Source organism: Streptomyces sp. NPDC025806 (assembly GCF_055558275.1).
On the sequence record NZ_JBVHMU010000009.1, the window covers coordinates 1 to 19,254 of the forward strand.

At 72.0% G+C, this 19,254-nt stretch carries 14 protein-coding genes; 8 read left to right on the plus strand and 6 right to left on the minus strand.

The features are described 5' to 3' along the window. The first annotated feature begins 434 nt into the window (after positions 1-434). From ACZ4E1_RS21270 to ACZ4E1_RS21285, 4 genes are all read left to right on the plus strand, one after another. Entirely contained in the window at positions 435-2,507 is a 2,073-nt protein-coding gene (locus ACZ4E1_RS21270) for a sensor histidine kinase (protein WP_467541357.1), read from the plus strand. Between the two features lie 113 nt (positions 2,508-2,620). Then, positions 2,621-3,055 (plus strand): roadblock/LC7 domain-containing protein, encoded by a 435-nt coding sequence (locus ACZ4E1_RS21275; protein WP_161300185.1) that lies wholly within the window; start codon positions 2,621-2,623, stop codon positions 3,053-3,055. 2 nt (positions 3,056-3,057) lie between these two features. Beyond that, positions 3,058-3,429: a DUF742 domain-containing protein gene (locus ACZ4E1_RS21280; RefSeq protein WP_467541359.1), complete on the plus strand. Its 372-nt coding sequence runs from the start codon at positions 3,058-3,060 to the stop codon at positions 3,427-3,429. Continuing rightward, the gene (locus ACZ4E1_RS21285) at positions 3,407-4,003 is read left to right on the plus strand and encodes a GTP-binding protein (RefSeq protein ID WP_399127300.1); all 597 of its coding nucleotides are present in this window, start codon (positions 3,407-3,409) and stop codon (positions 4,001-4,003) included. The genes ACZ4E1_RS21280 and ACZ4E1_RS21285 overlap by 23 nt, the downstream gene beginning before the upstream one ends. Positions 4,004-4,010: 7 nt before the next feature. Here ACZ4E1_RS21285 and ACZ4E1_RS21290 read toward each other — a convergent pair whose 3' ends face one another. The 6 genes from ACZ4E1_RS21290 to ACZ4E1_RS21315 form a co-directional block, all read right to left on the minus strand. After that, positions 4,011-5,915 (minus strand): DUF2264 domain-containing protein, encoded by a 1,905-nt coding sequence (locus ACZ4E1_RS21290; protein WP_467541362.1) that lies wholly within the window; start codon positions 5,913-5,915, stop codon positions 4,011-4,013. Positions 5,916-5,998: 83 nt separating this feature from the next. Further along, complete coding sequence (locus ACZ4E1_RS21295) at positions 5,999-8,395, minus strand: polysaccharide lyase 8 family protein (RefSeq protein ID WP_467541364.1); 2,397 nt, start codon at positions 8,393-8,395, stop codon at positions 5,999-6,001. Positions 8,396-8,413: 18 nt separating this feature from the next. Then, positions 8,414-9,742, minus strand: coding sequence for a M60 family metallopeptidase (locus tag ACZ4E1_RS21300; protein WP_467541366.1), 1,329 nt, complete (start codon positions 9,740-9,742; stop codon positions 8,414-8,416). A 61-nt stretch (positions 9,743-9,803) separates the two neighbouring features. Then, complete coding sequence (locus tag ACZ4E1_RS21305) at positions 9,804-11,315, minus strand: M60 family metallopeptidase (protein WP_467541368.1); 1,512 nt, start codon at positions 11,313-11,315, stop codon at positions 9,804-9,806. A gap of 186 nt (positions 11,316-11,501) precedes the next feature. Further along, complete coding sequence (locus ACZ4E1_RS21310) at positions 11,502-12,602, minus strand: LacI family DNA-binding transcriptional regulator (RefSeq protein WP_467541930.1); 1,101 nt, start codon at positions 12,600-12,602, stop codon at positions 11,502-11,504. Positions 12,603-12,712: 110 nt separating this feature from the next. Next, a complete protein-coding gene (locus tag ACZ4E1_RS21315; protein WP_467541369.1) occupies positions 12,713-13,783 on the minus strand; it encodes a hydroxyacid dehydrogenase in 1,071 nt (356 codons plus the stop codon). Positions 13,784-14,064: 281 nt separating this feature from the next. Here ACZ4E1_RS21315 and ACZ4E1_RS21320 point away from each other — a divergent pair, with 281 nt between their 5' ends. The 4 genes from ACZ4E1_RS21320 to ACZ4E1_RS21335 all read left to right on the plus strand — a co-directional run bounded on the left by ACZ4E1_RS21320 (position 14,065) and on the right by ACZ4E1_RS21335 (position 19,228). Beyond that, the gene (locus ACZ4E1_RS21320; protein ID WP_467541371.1) at positions 14,065-15,051 is read left to right on the plus strand and encodes an ABC transporter permease; all 987 of its coding nucleotides are present in this window, start codon (positions 14,065-14,067) and stop codon (positions 15,049-15,051) included. 118 nt (positions 15,052-15,169) lie between these two features. Continuing rightward, a complete protein-coding gene (locus ACZ4E1_RS21325; protein ID WP_467541932.1) occupies positions 15,170-16,030 on the plus strand; it encodes a carbohydrate ABC transporter permease in 861 nt (286 codons plus the stop codon). 73 nt (positions 16,031-16,103) lie between these two features. After that, the gene (locus ACZ4E1_RS21330; protein ID WP_467541373.1) at positions 16,104-17,777 is read left to right on the plus strand and encodes a type 2 periplasmic-binding domain-containing protein; all 1,674 of its coding nucleotides are present in this window, start codon (positions 16,104-16,106) and stop codon (positions 17,775-17,777) included. Continuing rightward, positions 17,774-19,228 carry a M1 family metallopeptidase gene (locus tag ACZ4E1_RS21335; protein WP_467541375.1) on the plus strand — a complete coding sequence of 485 codons (1,455 nt, stop codon included), beginning with the start codon at positions 17,774-17,776 and terminating at the stop codon, positions 19,226-19,228. The genes ACZ4E1_RS21330 and ACZ4E1_RS21335 overlap by 4 nt, the downstream gene beginning before the upstream one ends. The last annotated feature ends 26 nt before the right edge of the window (positions 19,229-19,254 follow it).

The window sequence follows — 19,254 nt, forward strand, 5'->3', positions numbered from 1 at the left end:
TTTACACCGGGCAAGACCGGCCCCCCCCCGCGCCAGAGCTGAACGCCAGGCCCCGGAAGGCGCTCGGCTGGGACACCCCAGCCGAGCGCTTCTCTAGGTTGCTCGAGAACGACCCCAACACCCTTCGTGTTGCGACGATTTGTTGAATCCGCCACCGCACGGTGGGGCGCTTCGCGTCGCCTGTCTCCCGACCGTAGGCGCGCCCACTGACAATCGGCGAGCCCCGGACGAACGCCTGTCCGAGGCGCTATTCGGACTGCCGTGCGACGCCTCATACCAGAGCGGGACGTCCACCGCCGGAGTTCGGCAACTGCCCACCGCACATGATGCGTTCACGACTACCGTGAGTGTCCGCTGCGCGACGCCCGGTCGCCCCGCTCGTCGTCGCCGCGCCGCCCCACCCACCCCACGAGCACCGAGGACGAGGACGCCGTATGTCTCAGCTGCGCCAGTCGGCCGCCCGCGCGGACCGTCGCGAAGGCGGTCGGCACGGCAGGCCGACCGGCCGGGCCACGTCGCACCCGGCCGAGACCCACATACGGCCCCAACTGGTCCGCATCGCCGTCCTGCCGCCCCTCGCGGTCGCCCTCGCCTGCACGGCCACCGTGCTCTTCGCGATCCGCTCCACCGGCACCCGGCCCGGCCCCGAACTGTGGGCCGTGCTCACCGGCGCCCTCGTGGTCACCGTCGCCGGCATCGTCATCGCCGCCGTCGCCGCGGGACGCGCGGCCTCTGCCGTCCGCGACCGCCTCGTCGCCCTGCGCCGCACCAGCGCCCGAGACCAGGCGGAACTGCGCGGTCTCGTCGAACAGTTGCGTAAGGGCGAGGCCCCGCCGGCACGCCGCGCCCCGGCCGCCGCCGCGCCCGACGCCGACGACTTCGACCACCTCGCCGCCGATCTCGCGCGCGCCCACGACACCGCCGTCTCCGCGGTCGTGCAGGCCACCCAGCTGTCCAGCCAGGCCGGCAGCAGACAGAAGGTCGAGGTCTTCGTGAACCTCGCCCGCCGCCTGCAGTCCCTCGTGCACCGCGAGATCACCGTCCTCGACGAGCTGGAGAACGAGGTCGAGGATCCCGACCTGCTGGCCGGCCTCTTCCAGGTGGACCACCTCGCCACCCGGATGCGCCGCCACGCGGAGAACCTCGCGGTGCTCGGCGGCGCCGTCTCCCGCCGTCAGTGGAGCCATCCCGTCTCCATGACCGAGGTCATGCGCTCCGCCATCGCCGAGGTCGAGCAGTACTCCCGGGTCAAACTCGTCCCGCCGGTCGACGGCACCCTGCACGGCCACGCCGTCGCCGACTGCATCCATCTGCTCGCCGAACTCGTCGAGAACGCCACGGTGTTCTCCGCCCCGCACACCCAGGTCCTGCTCCGCGCCAACATGGTCGCCTCCGGCCTCGCCGTCGAGGTCGAGGACCGGGGCCTCGGCATGCCGGCCGCCGAGCAGCACAAGATGAACGGCCTGCTCGCCGACCCCGACCAGGTCAACGTGGCGACCCTGCTCCAGGACGGCCGGATCGGCCTCTTCGTGGTGTCGCAGCTCGCCCGGCGGCACGGCATCACCGTACGGCTCCAGACCAACATCTACGGGGGAGTGCAGGCCGTCCTCGTCCTGCCCATGGCGCTGCTCGGCACCGACGGCGACGACGCGCGCAGGAGCCCGCACGTGCGCCGGGCCGCGGCCGCCGCCACCGCCGACAGCGTCCTCGGCCCGCGGGCCGCGGCGGCGCACGGGCGGAGCGCCGTCGCCCACCCCGGCCTCGGCCCCGGAGCACTCCCCGCCCCGGCCGCGCTCACCCCGCCGAACGCACCGTCCGCACCGGCCACTTCGGCCCGTCCCGGCCCGGCGAACCTTCCCGCCGCACCGCGCCCCACGGGCACCCCGGACCACACCGGCGCACCGGCCGCGGCCCCGGGCGCGCCGGACCACTCCGGCACACCGGCCATCACGGGCGGTGGCCCGCACCACCCCGGCACGCCGCACACCTCCGTCACCGCGCACCCCCCGCACGACCCGGACAACCCGTCCGCACCCGGGACCCCGGCCACCCCCGTGGCCCCGCACGGTGCCGTCGCCGCCGTCCCCCGCCAGCCCCGCACGGCGTCACCGTCCCACGGCCCCGGCCACGTGCCCCTCCCGCAGCGGACCTCGGGCGACCGCCGCGCCACCCCGGCCGACGCGCTGCCCGGCATCCGGCCCGAGGCCCGGCAGGACGCCGGGGAGCAGACGGGCGGCCCGCGGGTCCCGCCCGTCCCGCTCGGCGGCGAGGTGCGCGGCACCATGGGCCGCCCCCAACTGCCCCGCCGCAGAGCCCAGGAACACCTGGCACCGCAACTGCGCGGCGCCCCCGCCCCGCGCCAGGACGACGAGCCCGTCGGCCACGACCCCGGCCTGATGGCGGCCTTCCAGCGCGGCATCACCCTCGCCGAGGGCGCCGAACCGCGCGACCTGTCGCGCGAGCCGCGCCCGCCGTCCCCCGGCCCCGAGGGCGGTCACGGCGAGTGAGACACGCACGCCCCGCACCGCCTCCGCGGGCGATACCCGGCGGGCACCGCCCCGCCCACGCCCTTCCACCGACCAGCACCACACCGAGCAGTCCACCAAGGAGTCGATCCCCCATGGCGAGCGATGTGCCGACGGGTCATGTGTCCGATCTCGACTGGCTGATGAGCGGCCTCGTCCAGCGCGTTCCCCACACCACGAGCGCCGTGCTCCTCTCCTCCGACGGCCTCGTCAAGTCCGTCCACGGACTCGACGCCGACAGCGCCGACCACATGGCGGCCCTCGCCTCCGGCCTGTACTCCCTCGGCCGCAGCGCCGGGATCAGGTTCGGCGACGGCGGCGACGTGCGGCAGGTCGTGGTGGAGCTCGACTCCACCCTGCTGTTCGTGTCGACCGCGGGATCCGGCACCTGTCTCGCCGTCCTCGCCGGACGCGAGGCCGACGCGGCCGTCCTCGGCTACGAGATGGCCATGCTCGTCAAGAGCGTGCGCCCCTACCTGGTGACCGCTCCCCGGCAGCCCTCGGCCGAACCCACGGCGATGAGGAATTGAGGGTGGTGGCCCCGCAGGACGGGCCGTGGCTCGACGGTGCGGCCGGCCGGCTCGTGCGCCCGTACACGGTGAGCAACGGACGCACCCGGCCGACCACGGCGATGGACCTGCTCTCCCTCGTCATGGCCACCGGCACGACCCCGGTGGGTTACCTGGGCCCCGAGCACAGCGAGGCGCTCGACCTGTGCCTGGAGCCCACCTCGGTGGCCGAGGTCGCCGGCCACCTCCGACTCCCCGCAGCCGTCACCAAGGTCCTGCTCTCCGACCTCGTCGACTGCGGGGCGATCACCACCAAGCCCCCCATGTTCCACGAAAACCCCACTGACCGGTCCCTACTGGAGGCAGTGCTCGATGGACTACGACGACAGCTCTGACCTGTTCCCCACCGCGCTCAAGATCCTCGTCGCGGGCGGGTTCGGCGTCGGCAAGACCACCTTCGTCGGCGCGGTGAGCGAGATCGCACCGCTCAGTACCGAAGAGCTGCTCACCACCGTCAGCGCCGCCACCGACAATCTGGACGGCATCGAGAACAAGGTGGAGACCACGGTCGCGATGGACTTCGGGCGCATCACTCTGGACCCGGAGCACGTGCTGTACCTGTTCGGCACCCCGGGCCAGGAGCGCTTCTGGTTCATGTGGGACGAGCTCTCCGAAGGCGCCCTCGGGGCCGTCATCCTCGCCGACACCCGGCGCCTCGAAGAATGCTTCGCCGCGGTCGACTTCTTCGAGGAGCGCGGCATGGGATTCATCGTCGCCGTCAACGAGTTCGACGGCGCGTACCGCTACGAGCCCGAAGAGGTGCGCGCCGCGATCGACCTCGATCCCGGGGTGCCCGTCGTGCGCTGCGACGCGCGCATCTCCAGTTCGGGTATCCAGACCCTGCTCGTGCTCGTGCGCCATCTCCTGGCGCACGCGCCCGCGCCCACCGGGTACGGGGCCCATATGTGAGCCGCGCCTACACGGTCACGACCTCGCCGTCCGGGAAGGTGACGCGCACGGCGCCGTCCTCGTCGACCGTGGTGGTGATCGAGGCGCGCAGGGCCTCGGGGTGCACGACGTCACGGGTCAGCGCCACCAGGCTCACCTGCACGCTGGCCCCGCCCGGACGGCCTTGCGCGCGCAGGTACGGGGTCGCCGAGCGGGGTCCGAAGGCGTTGGCCTCGACCTCGTGGGCGACACCCGTCTCCTCGTCCCACCCGTGCAGGGCGACGACGGCGCTCGTCAGGCCGTCGGCGGTGCGCGTGAGCGCCCAGCCGGGGCCCCGTTCCTCGTGCGGGCGGTCGGTGCCGGCGACGGCGTGACCGCCCTCGCGCACCGTGATCCCGGCGGGCGCCTGCACCCGGTGCACCCGCAGCTCCCACGGGCCGTGCAGCACGCTCGTCGACTCGACCGGGAACTCTTCCTCGTACCCCGGGAGTTGAGCATCGTGACGGGACGAGGCGCGCCGGCCCTCGCAGGCGAGCGGGTGGATGCGGCGCCGGCGCGACGGTGTGCCGTCGGGCGCGAGCAGCGCCAGATGGTTGTCGACGGTGCGCGCCCAGGCGTGCGGGGCGGATTCGGGGGCGGTGGCGGTGGAGTAGGCGAGCTTGGCGTAGTGGGGATCGTCCGTGGCGGGTCCGTCGGGCGGGTTGTGGTCGCTGCCGTGGTTGATCAGCCGGACGATGCCGTCGTGCGGGGTGCCGTGCAGCAGCCAGCCCGGTGCGGGCAGTGCCGTGTACTGCGTGGACTCCTCCACGGGCAGCGGGACTTCGCGCTCCGTCCACACCGGATGGTCGGCCGGCAGCAGCAGCCCGAGGAATCCCTTGCTGGCCCAGTACGGGGAGGCGGGTCCGGAGTACGGCTGGGTGGAGGGCAGGAAGGTGTCGTACCAGCCGAGCGGCAGCAGACCGCGCTCGTCGGGCACGCCGCGCTCGACGAAGTGGCGGGCGGTCCCGGAGGCCAGGCGTCGGGTCAGACCGGGGGCCAGCGGTGAGCAGTCGGTGAGCGCCCCCATCCACACGGGCGCGGTCGCCGCGAACCGATAGGTGAGCGAGCGCCCTTGGTGCACGGGCGCCCCGTCGGCGCCGAAGAACTGCGGATACGTGCCGAGGAATGCGGCCAGCCGCTCTTTGTAGACCTTGGCACGCCCGCCGTCGGCCTCCGGGCCGGCCATGCGCGCCCACAGGAGGGGGTACAGGTGCAGGGCCCATCCGATGTAGTAGTCGAAGTTCCGGCCGTCGCCGTCGGTGTACCAGCCGTCGCCGACGTACCAGTCCTCGATCCGGTCGAGCCCGCCGTCGATGTCGCTCTGGCTGTACGGGGCGCCGACGGAGGCAAGGAACTGCTCGGAGACGACCTGGAACAGACGCCAGTTGTTGTCCCAGGTGCGGCCACCGACGAAGCCGGAGAACCAGTCGACGACGCGCTCCTGGACCCGGGGGTCGAGCCGGTCCCAGATCCAGGGGCGGGTCTCGTGCAGCCCGATCGCGATCGACGCGGCCTCCACCATCTGCTGGGAGCAGTCGGTGAGTTCGGGCCAGGCCTCGGAGCCGTCACGCTCCGTGCCCGCTGTCAGACCCTCCGTGTACCTTTCGATCAGGTGGGAGATGACGGACGAGCCCGGCTCGTCCCGGCCGCCCGCGCCCGCGATCCGGAAGGAGGCCAGCAGAAATGTCCGAGCGAACCCTTCGAGCCCGTCCGAGACGACGCCTGACCAGCTGGCCCGCCCCGGCAGCCGGTACTGGGCGAAGCCCGGAGTCGCGTACGGCAGCAGGGCGTCCAGCTGACGGTCGGCCAGGGCCTCCCAGTGGGCCCGGGTCCAGCCGGTCAGCGGGGAGCGGACACGGTCGGTGGGCGGCAGGGAGAAGTACGGGGCGGGCATGGCGGTTCGCTGGCTCCTTCGGGGGACGCGGACGGTGCGGGTCGTGCGGACGGTGGAGATCGGGCGGGAGCGCGGACGCGGGGTCAGCGCAGCCGGGCGGTGTGCGTGTGACCGTGTGATCCGCCCACGCGGACGGTGAGCACCGGCCGGCGGCCGGGCGTGACGGTCACGGTGTCGTCGGTGGCGACCACCTCGTCGACGGCGAAAGGCAGTTGGACCTTCAGGGTCGTCGCGGTGCGGCCCGGATCGGCGACCGCGACGGTGATGCCGTCGTCGCGCCGCGCCACCAGGACGGTGCCGGGCCCGTCGCAGGTCAGTCCTTCGACGGAGTCCGCCGCCCAGAAGTGTGCCGCGACGAGACCGAGCCGCGGGCAGGCGACGGCCTGGACACCGGTGGTGTTGGCGAGCACCTGGACGGGGCGGGAGCGGGACCAGGCGAGCGTGGCCGCCTCGGTCGCGCCGGGGAGCAGGACGTAGGAGTAGGAAGCGGAGTCGGGGGAGGAACCATGATCGAACCAGAGGGTGGCGTAGCGACGGGTGACCGAGTCGGTGCCGCCGGTCGTGTCCGCACCGGTGTTGATGGACCGCCAGCTGCCGGTGCGTTCCTCGCGCAGCGCGCGCAGCGGGCCGCCCGAGGGGAAGACGTAGCCGCCGACGCCGTCCAGATGCGCCCAGCCCGCGTCGTCGAGCTCCGCCGACCAGCCCTGCTCCGTGGGCTGCCCGACGCCGTCGACGGTGAGCGCGGGGGCGCCGTCGGCGTGCAGGTTCCGGTTCTCGACGATCGTCTCGATCGTGCGGCCGTCGCTCGCGGTGATGCCCGTACCGAGCGCGACGACGGCGTTGTCCAGGAGGAACCAGGCCTTCTTCGCCCGCAGCGTCGACCCGTCCGCGATCAGCTCCATCGCCGCCGCGCCGTACCGGGTGTCGAGCACGGCGCCACCCGCCACCGCGTTCTTCGGGCGGAAGGTGTCGGTGCCGGCCGTGGTTCCGAGGTCGGTGCGCGGCCGGGTGTCGACCGTCGTGCCGGGCAGGCGGTACGGGTCGACGGTCGGCCAGAAGGAGTCACCGAAGGCGTCCAGGTCGTCGCCGTCGTAGACGTACGTCATGCCGTCGCCGGTGTACCAGCCGTGCAGGTTCTCGCCGTTGCCCGCCTCGTACGCGGCGATGCGCTTCGACGACAGCGACAGGGCGCAGGCCCAGGACGGGCGCCGGTGCACGACACGGTCCATGTCGGCCAGCACGAAGTGGCCCGTCAGCCGGTCGGCCGGCGACACCTCCGGGTCGTCGAGGACGGCCTTGGCGCGGGCCAGCGCGGGGATGCCGACCAGCCTGGTGTACGGCGTCTCCCGGTTGCGCAGCATCCAGCCCTTGGCCGCCGCCCGCCAGCGGTCGGCGTAGGAGGCGGGCGCACCCTCGGCGAGCTGAAGAATGTACGAGACGGTGACCGCGCCGTCCGTGTGGTCCCGGGCCCGGTCCCGAGAAATGGCGCGCCCGCGGACCGCGTCCATCATCAGCCCGTCGAGGATCACCGGGCCGAAGCTCCGCTCCACCGCCTCGTAGAGCACCTCGACCGACGGGTCGGTGACGGCCCAATCGGAGCCGGCGAGCAGCGCGATCAGCTGGCCCGCACCGCCGAGCAGCACACTGCCGTACGTGCCGGTGTACGCCACGTACGTGTGCTGCACGAAGGAGCCGTCACGGTAGAAGCCGTCGCCCGAGGTGACGTACTTGAAGAGGCTGTTCTTCCCGTTGTCCCGGACGTCGGACAGGCCGTCACGGGCCTTGACGAGCACGGCCGGGTCGCGGGCGAGCAGGCCGCGCAGGGCGACGATGACAGCCTTGTCGGCGCGGTTGGCGCCGGTCTCGGCGAGGCTCGGGTAGTTGGTGCGCCGGTCCGCGTCGGGGACGAACCGGGCCACGGCCCTCAGGTACGCGTCCAGGTCCGCGGCCGGGAGATGGGCGCGCAGCAGGACGCACGTGTCCATGAGCGCGCGGGGCGCGCCGATCTCCCAGAACCACCAGTTGCCGGACTCGCCGCGCGCCGGGTTGTACCCGACGGTGTTGAGGAAGCGCAGCGCGTCGAGCAGTCCGTCGCGCACGGCCGTGTCCCCGGTGAGCGAGGTGCCGGGGGTGGCCCAGGCCGTCGCGATCGTGCGCAGCCGCGTGTAGCTCTGGGCGAACATGCCGGGGTCGGAGGCGGGGGACAGGTCGGCCCACAGCGCCTTGCGGCCCGCCGAGGTGTCGATGCCGCGCCACCAGCCGGCGGCCTGGGTGTCCAGGGCGGTCAGGGCGGCGGAGAAGTCCGGGTCGGCCAGGTCGAAGGCGCCGCCCGTCAGTTGGCGCGCGGCGCGGGCGAGCAGCGGCTCGTACGGATCGTCGGCGGACGTCGCGGCGGTGGCGGAGCCGGCCGTGAACGGGACGAGGGCGGTGGCCGCGCCCGCTCCGGCGAGCGCGAGGGTCTGGCGTCTGCTCAGTTCCATGGTCGGTCGTCCTCCGGGTCAGTCGGTCAGGGTCGCCGGGTCGACCGACGGCTTCGGCAGGTTCAGCGCGGCCAGTTCGGCACGGCCCTGCGCGTCGATGGGGAAGGCCCAGGTGGTGAGGAAGAAGTCGGTCAGGTCGCGCTCGGCGACCCGGCTCGCGTAGGTGGCGAGCGCCCGGTACCGCTTGGCCGTCTCCGTGTAGTCCGACTGCGGGTTCTCCTCGCGGACCAGCTGGTGGAGCCGGGGCCAGAAGTCGTCGCCGAAGGCGAGCTCCAGCTGCCGCAGCGGCACGAGCTTCTCGTAGGCGCCGAAGGACTTCTCGTACGTGAGCCCGTCGGTGCCGAACTTGGCCTGGGCCGACTGGAAGTAGGTGAGCCCCGTCTTCGGGTCCACGGTCAGCAGGTTCGAGCGCTGGCCGAGGGCCCGCTGCACGGCCAGCGAGTAGATGTTGACGGTGACCTCGGTGAGGCCGGTCGGCTTGTACGCCATCTGCTGGTGGAGGTGCCCGAGTTCGTGGTAGAGCCCCCAGCCGCGGGTGAGGAGGCCCTGCACGGTCGTGGCCCGGTCGAGGTAGACGCGCGGGAAGCCGTTGTAGCCGTGGGTCGCGTAGGCGCCGACGCCGGTCGGCACCTTGGACACCTCGGTGAAGTGGTAGGCGCCGGCCTTGGGCCGGTGCACCGGCTTCGAGCTGTCGAGACCGCTGACGGCCGCCTCGGCGTCGATGATCTGCTCCAGGAGCCGCAGCAGCGCCGCGTGGTCCTCGCCGCGGTACAGCAGGGCGCCGTCCCGGGTGAGCGTCACGATGGAGCGCGGCCCGTGCAGTTCGACGACCGGCACGTCCGTGTAGGTGTCCAACTGGCGCTGGTAGTCAGCCTCTTCGGTGCTGCCCAGGGTGAAGACGGGCATCGGCGCGGAGCCGTCCTTGAGCTTGACGGCCGCGCGCTCGCCGTTGCCTTCGAGCGTGAAGTAGAGAGGGCCGCCGTGCGGGTCGGTCACGGTGTTCGAGCCCGGCTTGAGCGGGTAGCGGCGCGGCTCGGTGACGGCGCCGTAGTAGTCCCACTGCCCGACCCAGAGGGTGGGCACGACCTCGTCGTAGGGCAGCACGTCGAGGCGGAGCGCGGTGGCGGCGGGCAGATAGCGGCCGGTGGTCTGGAACTCGGAGCCGCGCAGCGCCTGCCCGAGCCGGAGCCGTTCGGCCTCGGCGGACGGGCGGGCGACGAGCTCCACGGTGGGTCCGTCGGCGGCCCGGGCGATGCCCGCGGCCGGGCCGCCGACGGCGAGTGCGGCGCCTGCGGCGGCGACGGAGGCGAGGACGGTACGGCGGGACGGGGATGCGGGGGTGCGCATGAGGTGTCGTCTCCTTGAGGTGATCCGTACGGTGCTGGGGCGGGTGCGGCGCGCGAGGACGTCAGTCGGTCAGCGTGCTGGGGTCCGTGTCGGGCCGGGGGAGGTGCAGGGCGGCGATCTCGGCGCGCCCCTGTGCGTCGATCGGCATCGCCCAGGTGCCGGCGAGGAAGTCGGTGAGGTCGCGGCCCGCGGTGCAGGAGGCGTACGTGGCGAGCGCGCGGTACTGGCGGGCCTCGACCTCCGGCTCGTGGTTGTAGTCGTCGACCGGCGCGTCGTGCTGGTGCTCGGTGCGGACCAGCCGGTGCAGCCGGGGCCAGAAGTCGTCGCCGAACGCGAGCTCCAACTGCCGCAGCGGGACGAGCTTTTCGTACGCGCCCAGGGTGTCGACATAGGAGAGGCCGGGGGTGCCGAGCTTGGCGCGGGCGGACTGGAACCAGTCGAGTCCGGTCTTCGGGTCGACCGTGAGGAGGTTGGAGGGGCGGCCCAGGGTGCGCTGCGCGGCGAGCGAGTAGATGTTGACGGTGACCTCGGTGAGCGAGTTGGCCTGATAGGCGGCCTGCTGGTTGAGGTGGCCCAGCTCGTGGTAGAGACCCCAGCCGCGCGTGGTGAGGTGGGTGACGCTGCACAGCCGGTCCAGGTAGGCGCGCGGGAAGCCGTTGTAGTGGTGCCAGGCGTAGGCGGTGACGCCCTTGGGGACCTGACTGACCTCGACGAAGTGATAGCGGCCGGCCTTGGGGCGGTCCAGGGGGTGGCCGCCGTCGAGGCCGCTGATCCGGTCGTGCGAGTCGATGATCGTGTCGAACAGGGCCATGAGCGCGGCGTGGTCCTGGTCCCGGTACTGGAGCGCGCCGTCGCGGGTCAGCGTCAGGATCGCGCGGTCGGTGACGAGTTCGACCCATGGCACGGTGACGGTGTCGAGCTGCCGCTGGAAGTCGGCCTCGCCGGTGCGGCCCAGCTCGAAGACGGCCATGGGGTCGGTGCCGGAGACGAAGGTGACGGCGGCGCGCTGACCGTGACCGGCGAAGCTCAGGTACACGGGCCCGCCGTGGGCGTCCGTGATCCGGTTCATGCCCTCCCGCAGCGGGAAGGCCCGCGGGGTCTGGAGCGCGGGGACCGGGTGGTAGTAGTCGAAGGTGCCGACGTGCAGCACGGGCAGCGCGCCCTCGGCCGACCGCACGCGGACCGTGACGGTCGCGCCGGGCGCGGCGTGGCGCCCGGTGGGGACGAACTCACTGGCGCGCAGCGACCGGGCGAGCCGCATCCGCTCGGTCTCGGCGTCGGGGGATGCCTTGAGGAGCAGGGTGTCGCCGCTCCGGTTCCAGCGCTCCGTGCCGGTGTCGCCGACCGCGGAGCCGACCGGGCCGAGCGAGCCGAGCGTGCCGCCCGGGCCGGCCGAAGAGACAGCCGCGGCGCTCCCGGCGCCGAGCGCGAGGGCCGCACCGCCGCCGGCCAGCGCGGCGAGCATCGCACGACGACCGAAGCCGCGCGGGGAGCCCGAGGCGGCGGGGGCGGAGGCCGGGGAGAGGGAGACGGGGACGTGGGGGACCGCAACAGGCTTGTGGGCAGGGCGCATCCAGGGACTCCCGTGAGAAGGGACGAGGTCGGTGCGAGGAGCGGGACGTGCGGTGGCGCTGCGCGTCAGCATGTAAGCGTTTGCTATCCAGCCGCAAGAGGGTCCGGCGAGTTTCTGTTCGTTACTACGCGGACCAGCCCCGATCCGAGCAGGATCAAGCACCCGGATCGGATTTCGGGGTGCCGCTCAGCCTCGGCGCGGCGCCCGAGCGACCGAGTCCCGCACCACGATGTGCGTGCCGAGGCGCAGCGTGCCGGTCGTCGGGGCCCGCCAGTCGTCCTCGTCGTCACCGCCTATGGCCACCCGCACCGCCTGCCGGCCCATCTCCTCCAGCGGGATCCGGACCGTCGTGAGGCGAGGCCGCAGCTCCTGGGCGACGGGCACGTCGTCGTAGCCGACCAGCGACATGTCCTGCGGGACGCGCACGCCGGCCTCCTCCAGGGCCTGCGCGGCGCCCGCGGCGACGTTGTCGTTGGCGCCGAACACGGCGGTGAACGAGGGGCCGTCCCGCAGCAGTTCGGCCATCCTGCGATAGCCGAAGGTTCGGCTGAACGGGCCGGGGTGTTCGAGCTCCGGGTCCCGGGCCAGGCCGCGCAGCTCCAGGGCGCGCCGGTGCCCGACGAGCCGGTCGTGGGCGGTGGACAGGCCGGGCGGTCCGCCGAGGTAGAGGATCCGCTCGTGTCCCTGGGTGATCAGGTGGTCGGTGAGCGCGAAGGCGCCGCCCTCGTTGTCGTACTCGACGCCGACGGTCGGCACGTCGTCACCGAGCGAGGGCCGCCCGCACAGCACCAGCTTGGACCCGCCAGCGTCCAGCTCCCGGGCCCGCCGGGCCAGTTCGGCCTTGTACGCGCGGTCGTCGACACTGCCGCCGACCAGCACCACCGCGTCCGCGCGCCGCTCGTGCATCAGCTCGATGAAGGCGAGCTCGCGCTGCGGATCGCCCTGGTGGCAGCAGATCAGGCAGAGCCGGCCGCCCTCGCTGGCCTCGCGTTCGACGCCGCGCGCGATGTACGCGTAGAACGGGTCGACGAGCTCGCTGACGATGATGCCGACGGTGCGGTTGGAGGCTCCGGCGAGGGCGCGGGCGTGGGCGTTGACCACGTAGCCGAGCTCGCGCATGGCGGACTCGACGCGCTCACGGGTGGCGGCCGCCACCGGGTAGTTGCGGTTCATCACGCGGGAGACGGTCGCCGTGGAGACGCCCGCGAGCCTGGCCACGTCCACGACGGTGGCGCGGCGCTGCGCGCCTCCGCCGGCGCCGCCCGCTGTGGATCCCTGCCGGGACATCCGCCCCACCCCCTGCCGCTCGTGCCCGTCCGCGTGGTCCGCCCGCTCCGGCCGGTCGTCCTGTGTCCGCCCGGCCGGTCCCGAGCCTATGACGTGCGGCCCCGTCCCGTTCACGCGATGTGCTCCAGGTCCTCCAGGAGCACCGGATGGTTCAGCGGCACACCGCGCGCGTAGCGGGCCAGCTCGTCCACGGCGAGGGCGCCGAGCCGGGCCACCTCGTTGCCCTGGGCGCCCGCCATGTGCGGGGTGATGAAGACGTTCGGCAGGTCCCAGAGCGGGTGTCCGGGCGGCAGCGGCTCGGGGTCGGTGACGTCGAGGACGGCGTCGATCCGGCCGCCGACCAGGTGCGGGACCAGCGCCTCGGTGTCGACGAGCGGGCCGCGCGCGGTGTTCACGAGCAGCGCGCCCGGGCGCATCAGGCCGAGGCGCCGGGCGTCCAGCAGATGCCGGGTCTCGGCGGTGGCGGGCGCGTGCAGGGTCACCACGTCGCTGGTCGCGACGAGGGTGTCCAGGTCGGTGCGGGTCGCGCCGAGCAGCTCGGCCTCGGCGTCGCCGACGTACGGGTCGTACAGGAGCACCTCGGCGTCGAGCGAACGCAGCAGTTGCACGACGCGGCGGCCGGTGTGCGACGCGCCGACCACGCCGACCGTGATGCCGTGCGTGCCCAGCCATGTGTGCCGGTGCAGGTCGGCGTCGGTGCGGTGGGTGCGCCGGGTGCGGAAGAGCTGGGCGAGGGGGAAGGCGCGCTTGGCGCCGAGGATGATCGCGGCGAGCGTGAACTCGGCGACGGGCACCGCGTTCGCCGCGGCGGCCGAGGACACGGCGACGCCGCGGACGTAGGCGTCGCGGCTCAGGAACGTCTTCACGGTGCCGGCCGCGTGGATCACCGCGCGCAGCCGGGGCGCCCGGTCGAGCACCTCCGTGTCGATGGGCGGGCAGCCCCACCCGGTGAGCAGCACCTCGCACTCGGCCAGCGCGGCCCGCGCCTCGGCGCCGGCGAAGTCGCGGACCGCGCCCGGCGGCCGGATGTCCGCGGTCTCCTCCAGCCGGGCCCGCACCGCGGGCGGGAAGACGTCGTCGACGACGGACGCGTCCATCGCGAGAACCGTACGGGGCCGCCGCGGGGGCGGTGTTGCGTCGGCGGCACCGGCCGTGACCGGCACCTCGTCAGTGGTACGCACCCTGCCTCCGGACAGTAAACGTGTTCTATGACGGGACGGAACGCTAAGGAGGTCGCGGCACGACCGTCAAGGTCACCGGGGCCGCCAGTGACAGTGAACTGTCCGATTCATGCGGTAAATGGTGGGCTTTGAAGGTGCTTTGAGGGCGTAGCCAGCGGCCCTGAGGCAGGACGAACCGGCGAGCGGATTGCTCCGATCTATTGACGAGGGGGTTAACCGCTTACTAACTTGCCGCCGCAGAAACGCAGTTCCTGCGCCACCCGGCCGAACAGGACCGCCTCATGACTGCTCCCGCGCCACCCGTGGCCGCACCCCGCACACCGCGTGCACCACGAAAGACCCCGGCATCCCGCACGTCCCTGTGGCAGCGCCTCAAGCGCGACAAGGTGATGCTGCTGCTGTGCCTGCCGGGGTTCCTGTACTTCGTGGTCTTCCACTACGTGCCGCTGCTCGGCTACATGGTGGCGTTCCAGGACTACCAGCCCTACCTGGGCTACCTGCACAGCGCCTGGACCGGCTTCACCAACTTCACGACGGCCTTCGCCGACCCGGACTTCTGGTCGGCCACGGGCAACACGCTGAAGATCGCACTCGTCCAGCTGGTCCTGTTCTTCCCCGTGCCGATCGGCCTCGCCCTGCTGCTCAACAGCATCGTCAGCGACAGGCTGCGCCGCTTCGTGCAGAGCGTCGTCTACCTGCCGCACTTCATCGGCTGGGTCATCATCGTCTCGATCTTCCAGCAGATCCTGGGCGGCGCGGGCGTCGTCCCCGACCTGCTGGAATCGCTCGGCCTGCCGCGCTACGACATGACGACCGACCCGAACGCCTTCCCCTGGCTGCTCGCCCTCCAGGTCATGTGGAAGGACGCCGGCTGGGGCACCATCATCATCCTCGCCGCCCTCCTCTCCATCGACCGCGGCCTGTACGAGGCGGCGGCCATGGACGGCGCGGGCCGGTGGAGCCGCTTCTGGCACGTCACCCTGCCCGGCTTGTCCCCGGTCCTCGTCCTGCTGCTCATCCTCAACCTCGGCAACATCCTCACCGTCGGCTTCGAGCAGATCCTGCTCCAGCGCGACGCGGTGGGACCCGGCGCCGGTGAAGTCCTCGACACCTACGTCTACTTCCACGGCATCCGGGACAACCAGTGGGGCACCTCGGCCGCTGTCGGCCTCGTCAAAGCGGTGATCGGCACGGTCCTCGTCATCGGCGCCAACAAGTTCGCCCACCGGCTCGGCCATGAAGGGGTGTACCGCGGTGCTGACCGTTGACACGTCCGGCGACCTGTCCGCAGCGAAATCTCGGGGCCGCTCACGCCCGGCGAGCACCCGCGCCGACAGCGGGGAACTGCGCGGGGATCTGCGCCCCTCCGGGATCCGGCCCCCGTGGATGGAGCGGCCCACCCGGCTCGGCCTCGCCTTCAAGGGCCTCGCCCTCGTCCTCGTCGTCGCCCTCGTCGCGTACCCGCTGCTCGGCGTGATCGGCACGAGTTTCGCCTCGCAGAGCGACATCATCCGCTCCGACGGGCTCGTCCTGTGGCCCGACCACCCGAGCCTCGACGCCTACCGCACCGCGTTCACCGGCGGGCGCGTGACCCGCGCCCTGTTCGTGAGCATCGGCGTCACCCTCACCGGCACCGTCTGCAGCCTCCTCGCCACCATCGGCATGGCGTACGGGCTCTCGCGGCGCGGCATCGTCGGCGGTCGCTTCATCCTCATGACCGCCCTGTTCACCATGCTGTTCAACGCCGGTGTCATCCCCAACTTCCTGCTGGTCAAGGAGCTCGGCCTCTACAACACCTTCGCGGCGCTCGTGCTCCCCACCATGGTCAGCGCGTTCAACCTCGTCGTGATGCGGGCCTTCTTCATGAACCTGCCCGAAGAGCTCTACGACGCCGCGAAGGTCGACGGCGCGGGCGACTTCCGCACCCTGGTCCAGGTCGTCCTGCCCCTGTCCAAGGCGGTCATCGCCGTCGTCGGACTCTTCTACGCCGTCGCGTACTGGAACGCGTACTTCAACGCCCTGCTCTACCTCGGCGACAACGACAAATGGCCGCTGCCCATGGTGCTGCGCACCTTCATCCTCCAGGGCCAGAACCTCGACACCGCGGCCGCCGGCGAGGCCGTCGCCCCGCAGCAGGCCGTGCAGATGGCCGTCCTCGTCATCGCCGTCGTGCCGATCCTTCTCGTCTACCCGTTCCTCCAGCGGTTCTTCACCAAGGGCGTCCTCACCGGCGCCGTCAAGGGCTGACCCGCACCCGCCACCACCACGGCTCCGCACCCCCCAAACGTCCCCGTGTCCCCTCGTGTTGAGGAGTCCCCCGATGTCCGGCACCACACCTGTCAACCGCCGCACCGTGCTCCGCTGGGGTGCGGGCGCCGGTCTCGCCGTCGCCGCGGCGCCGCTGATCGCCGCGTGCGGCGACGGCGGCACCGCCGCCAAGGCCGAGGCCAAGAGCGCCAAACTGCTGCCGACCACCGTCGTGCGCAACGTCGGCGCCCGCCCCGACCTGCCCGGCACCGCCGCCGGCGTCCCGAGCGCCTACCTGAAGTACCCCGCGAACCCGATCCGCGCCACGAAGGGCACCCCCCTCAAGGGCGCGAAGACGATCACCGCCGTCACCGAGACCTTCGCCCCGCTGCCCCCGGAGCGCGGCAAGAACGCCGCTTGGCGCGAGATCGAGAAGCTGCTCGGCGCCAAGGTCGACTTCACGGCCGTCCCCGCGGACGACTACCCGGCGAAGTTCTCCACGATGGTCGCCGGCGACCAGCTCCCCGACATCTTCATGTACCCGGAGACCGGCGGCGTCGACAACAAGGCCGGGTTCCTCCAGGCCAAGTGCGTCGACCTCGGCCCCTACCTGTCCGGCGACAAGGTCAAGGACTACCCGAACCTGGCGGCGATCCCGGAGTACGCGTGGCAGGGGGCGATCTTCGGCGGGAAGCTGTACGGGATTCCGCTGACCCGGAACGGTACGGCCGGAGCCGGCTTCTACCGGGCCGACCTCTTCCAGCAGGCGGGTGTGTCGAGCCTCGACGAGATCGACAGCGTCGAGCGGCTGATCGAGCTCGCCAAGGAACTGACGAACGAGAAGAAGAAGCAGCACTTCTTCACCGGCAGCGGCACCAATCTGATCGCCTTGTCAGCAGGCGCGCAGTCGTCCTGGCGCCGAGACACCAAGACCGGCAAGTGGACGTACCAGCTGGAGGACGACAAGTACCGGTATGCCGTGGAGACCGCGGCGAAACTGTACAAGGCCGGGTGCTTCTACCCGGGCACGATGCAGATGTCCGGTGCACAGAAGGCGCAGTACACCGACCTGTTCAAGAACGGCAAGGCAGCCTATGTCCTGGACGGCATGCCGGCCTACCTGACGCCCGGCACCGGCTACATCGACACGATGGCCGCCATCGACAAGAGCTTCGACGTACGCCCCATGGTGCCCGTCGGCAAGGACGCCGTGGCCTGGACCGACAACACGGCGCTGTCCAACTGCTTCATCACGAAGGCCGACGACAAGAGGGTCAAGGAGATCCTGCGCCTCGCCGACTTCGCGGCCTCGCCCTTCGGGTCCGTCGAGTACACCCTCGTCAAGTACGGCGTCGAAGGCGTCGACCACAAGCGTGACAAGGACGGCACCCCGGTCCTCACCAAGCAGGGAACGCAGGACACGACCCTGCCGTGGGGTTTCCTCGGCTCCGCCGCCCCGGCCTTCTTCAGCGCCACGAGCCCGGACGCGGCCCGCCATGTGCACGAGGCCTACACGCGGCTCATCCCGATGCTCATCGAGGACCCCACCGCCGGCTACACGTCGCCGACCTGGGACTCCAAGGGCCTCGGCAGCCTCTACACGATCCACCTCGACGGCATCAAGGACATCATCACCGGCCGCAAGCCCATGTCCTCCTACGACGCCATGGTCAAGAAGTGGCGTAACGCCGGCGGCGACACCTGCCGCGCCGAGTTCGAGCAGGCCTCGCAGAAGGGCAAGAAGTGACCACCACCCGACGCACCCTCCTCAAGGGTGCCGGCGTCGCCGCGCTCGCCGTCCCTCTGTTCGCCGCGCCCGCGTGGGCGACCGGCTTCGACCCGAAGCCCGGCTCCGACGGCGTCGGCGACCCCCTGTTCCCGACCCTCGGCAACGGCGGCTACGAGGTCGTCCACTACGACCTCACCTTCGACTTCACGCCGGTGACGTACGACTTCACCGGCGTCGTGACGATGAACGCGCGGGCCACCCAGGACCTCTCCGCGTTCAACCTCGACACCGACGGCCACACCATCGAGTCCGTCACCGTGAACGGCCGCACCGCCGAACACGCCCTCTCCCTCGGCAAGTCCGGGCAGGAGCTGACCGTCACCCCGGCCGCCCCGCTGCACAAGGACACCCCGTTCACCGTCACCGTCGCCTACCGCGGCAACGGCAAGGCGCCCCGCGCCGGACTGACCGGCTGGCGGTTCGGCAGCGACGGGGGCTTCGCGTCCGCCGTGCAGTCCTCCCGCGCCGACACCTTCCTGCCCTGCAACGACACCCCGTCCGACAAGGCCACCTGGACCTTCCACCTCTCGGCGCCCGAGGGCTTCGTGGCCGCCGCCAACGGAGAACTGACCGGCAAGGACAAGCGCGCCGACGGCTCCACCGTCTGGCACTTCGCCCTGCGCGAGCGCATGCCCACCGAACTGCTCGGCATCGCCGTCGTCAAGGGCACGTACCTGTACGGCACCTCGCACACCGGACTGCCACTGCGCCACGTCGTCCCGCAGGGCCAGGAGGACAAGTACGGCCCCATCGTGGCCCGCACCCCGGACCATCTCGCCTGGCTGGAGGCCAAGTTCGGCCGCTACCCCTTCTCCGTGTACGGCCTCCACATCTACGACGGCTACTCCGACGCCCTCGAGAACTCGACGCTCACCCTCATGGGCACCAACTGGTTCAAGCTCAACGCCGACGGCAATCCCACGTACGAGAACACGATGGTGCACGAGCTGACCCACCAGTGGTTCGGCGACAGCGTCACCCCGAACGACTGGCAGCAGGCCTGGCTCAACGAAGGGCCGGCCGTGTACTACGCCGCCCTGCACAGCGAGGAGCGCGGCTGGTCCGTCATGGCCGACAAGATGAAGGCCACGTACGCCAAGCTCGACGCGATCCGCGCGAGCGACGGCCCGCCCGGACGGCCCAAGGCGCTCGGCGGCACGAACATCTACGACGGCGGCGCCCTCGTCCTCTACGCGCTCCAACAGCACGTCGGGCAACGGAAGTTCGACCTGATCATGGGGCAGTGGCCGCGCCGCTTCAAGGACCGCAACGTCACCAGTGGGGACTTCATCACGCACTCCGTCGAGATGACCGGCGACCGCTCCCTCGACGGGTTCCTGCGGGACTGGCTGTTCGGCGCGAAGAACCCGCCGATGCCCGGGCACCCCGACTGGACGGCCGCCGCGTGAGGCGATCCGCACACCCAATCCTGAGG

Excerpts from the sequence above, each read along its gene's own strand:
- ACZ4E1_RS21270 (WP_467541357.1), top strand. The coding sequence starts at position 435 with ATGTCTCAGCTGCGCCAGTCGGCCGCCCGCGCGGACCGTCGCGAAGGC.
- ACZ4E1_RS21275 (WP_161300185.1), top strand. The coding sequence starts at position 2,621 with ATGGCGAGCGATGTGCCGACGGGTCATGTGTCCGATCTCGACTGGCTG.
- ACZ4E1_RS21285 (WP_399127300.1), top strand. The coding sequence starts at position 3,407 with ATGGACTACGACGACAGCTCTGACCTGTTCCCCACCGCGCTCAAGATC.
- ACZ4E1_RS21290 (WP_467541362.1), bottom strand. The coding sequence starts at position 5,915 with ATGCCCGCCCCGTACTTCTCCCTGCCGCCCACCGACCGTGTCCGCTCC.
- ACZ4E1_RS21295 (WP_467541364.1), bottom strand. The coding sequence starts at position 8,395 with ATGGAACTGAGCAGACGCCAGACCCTCGCGCTCGCCGGAGCGGGCGCG.
- ACZ4E1_RS21300 (WP_467541366.1), bottom strand. The coding sequence starts at position 9,742 with ATGCGCACCCCCGCATCCCCGTCCCGCCGTACCGTCCTCGCCTCCGTC.
- ACZ4E1_RS21305 (WP_467541368.1), bottom strand. The coding sequence starts at position 11,315 with ATGCGCCCTGCCCACAAGCCTGTTGCGGTCCCCCACGTCCCCGTCTCC.
- ACZ4E1_RS21310 (WP_467541930.1), bottom strand. The coding sequence starts at position 12,602 with ATGTCCCGGCAGGGATCCACAGCGGGCGGCGCCGGCGGAGGCGCGCAG.
- ACZ4E1_RS21320 (WP_467541371.1), top strand. The coding sequence starts at position 14,065 with ATGACTGCTCCCGCGCCACCCGTGGCCGCACCCCGCACACCGCGTGCA.
- ACZ4E1_RS21325 (WP_467541932.1), top strand. The coding sequence starts at position 15,170 with ATGGAGCGGCCCACCCGGCTCGGCCTCGCCTTCAAGGGCCTCGCCCTC.
- ACZ4E1_RS21330 (WP_467541373.1), top strand. The coding sequence starts at position 16,104 with ATGTCCGGCACCACACCTGTCAACCGCCGCACCGTGCTCCGCTGGGGT.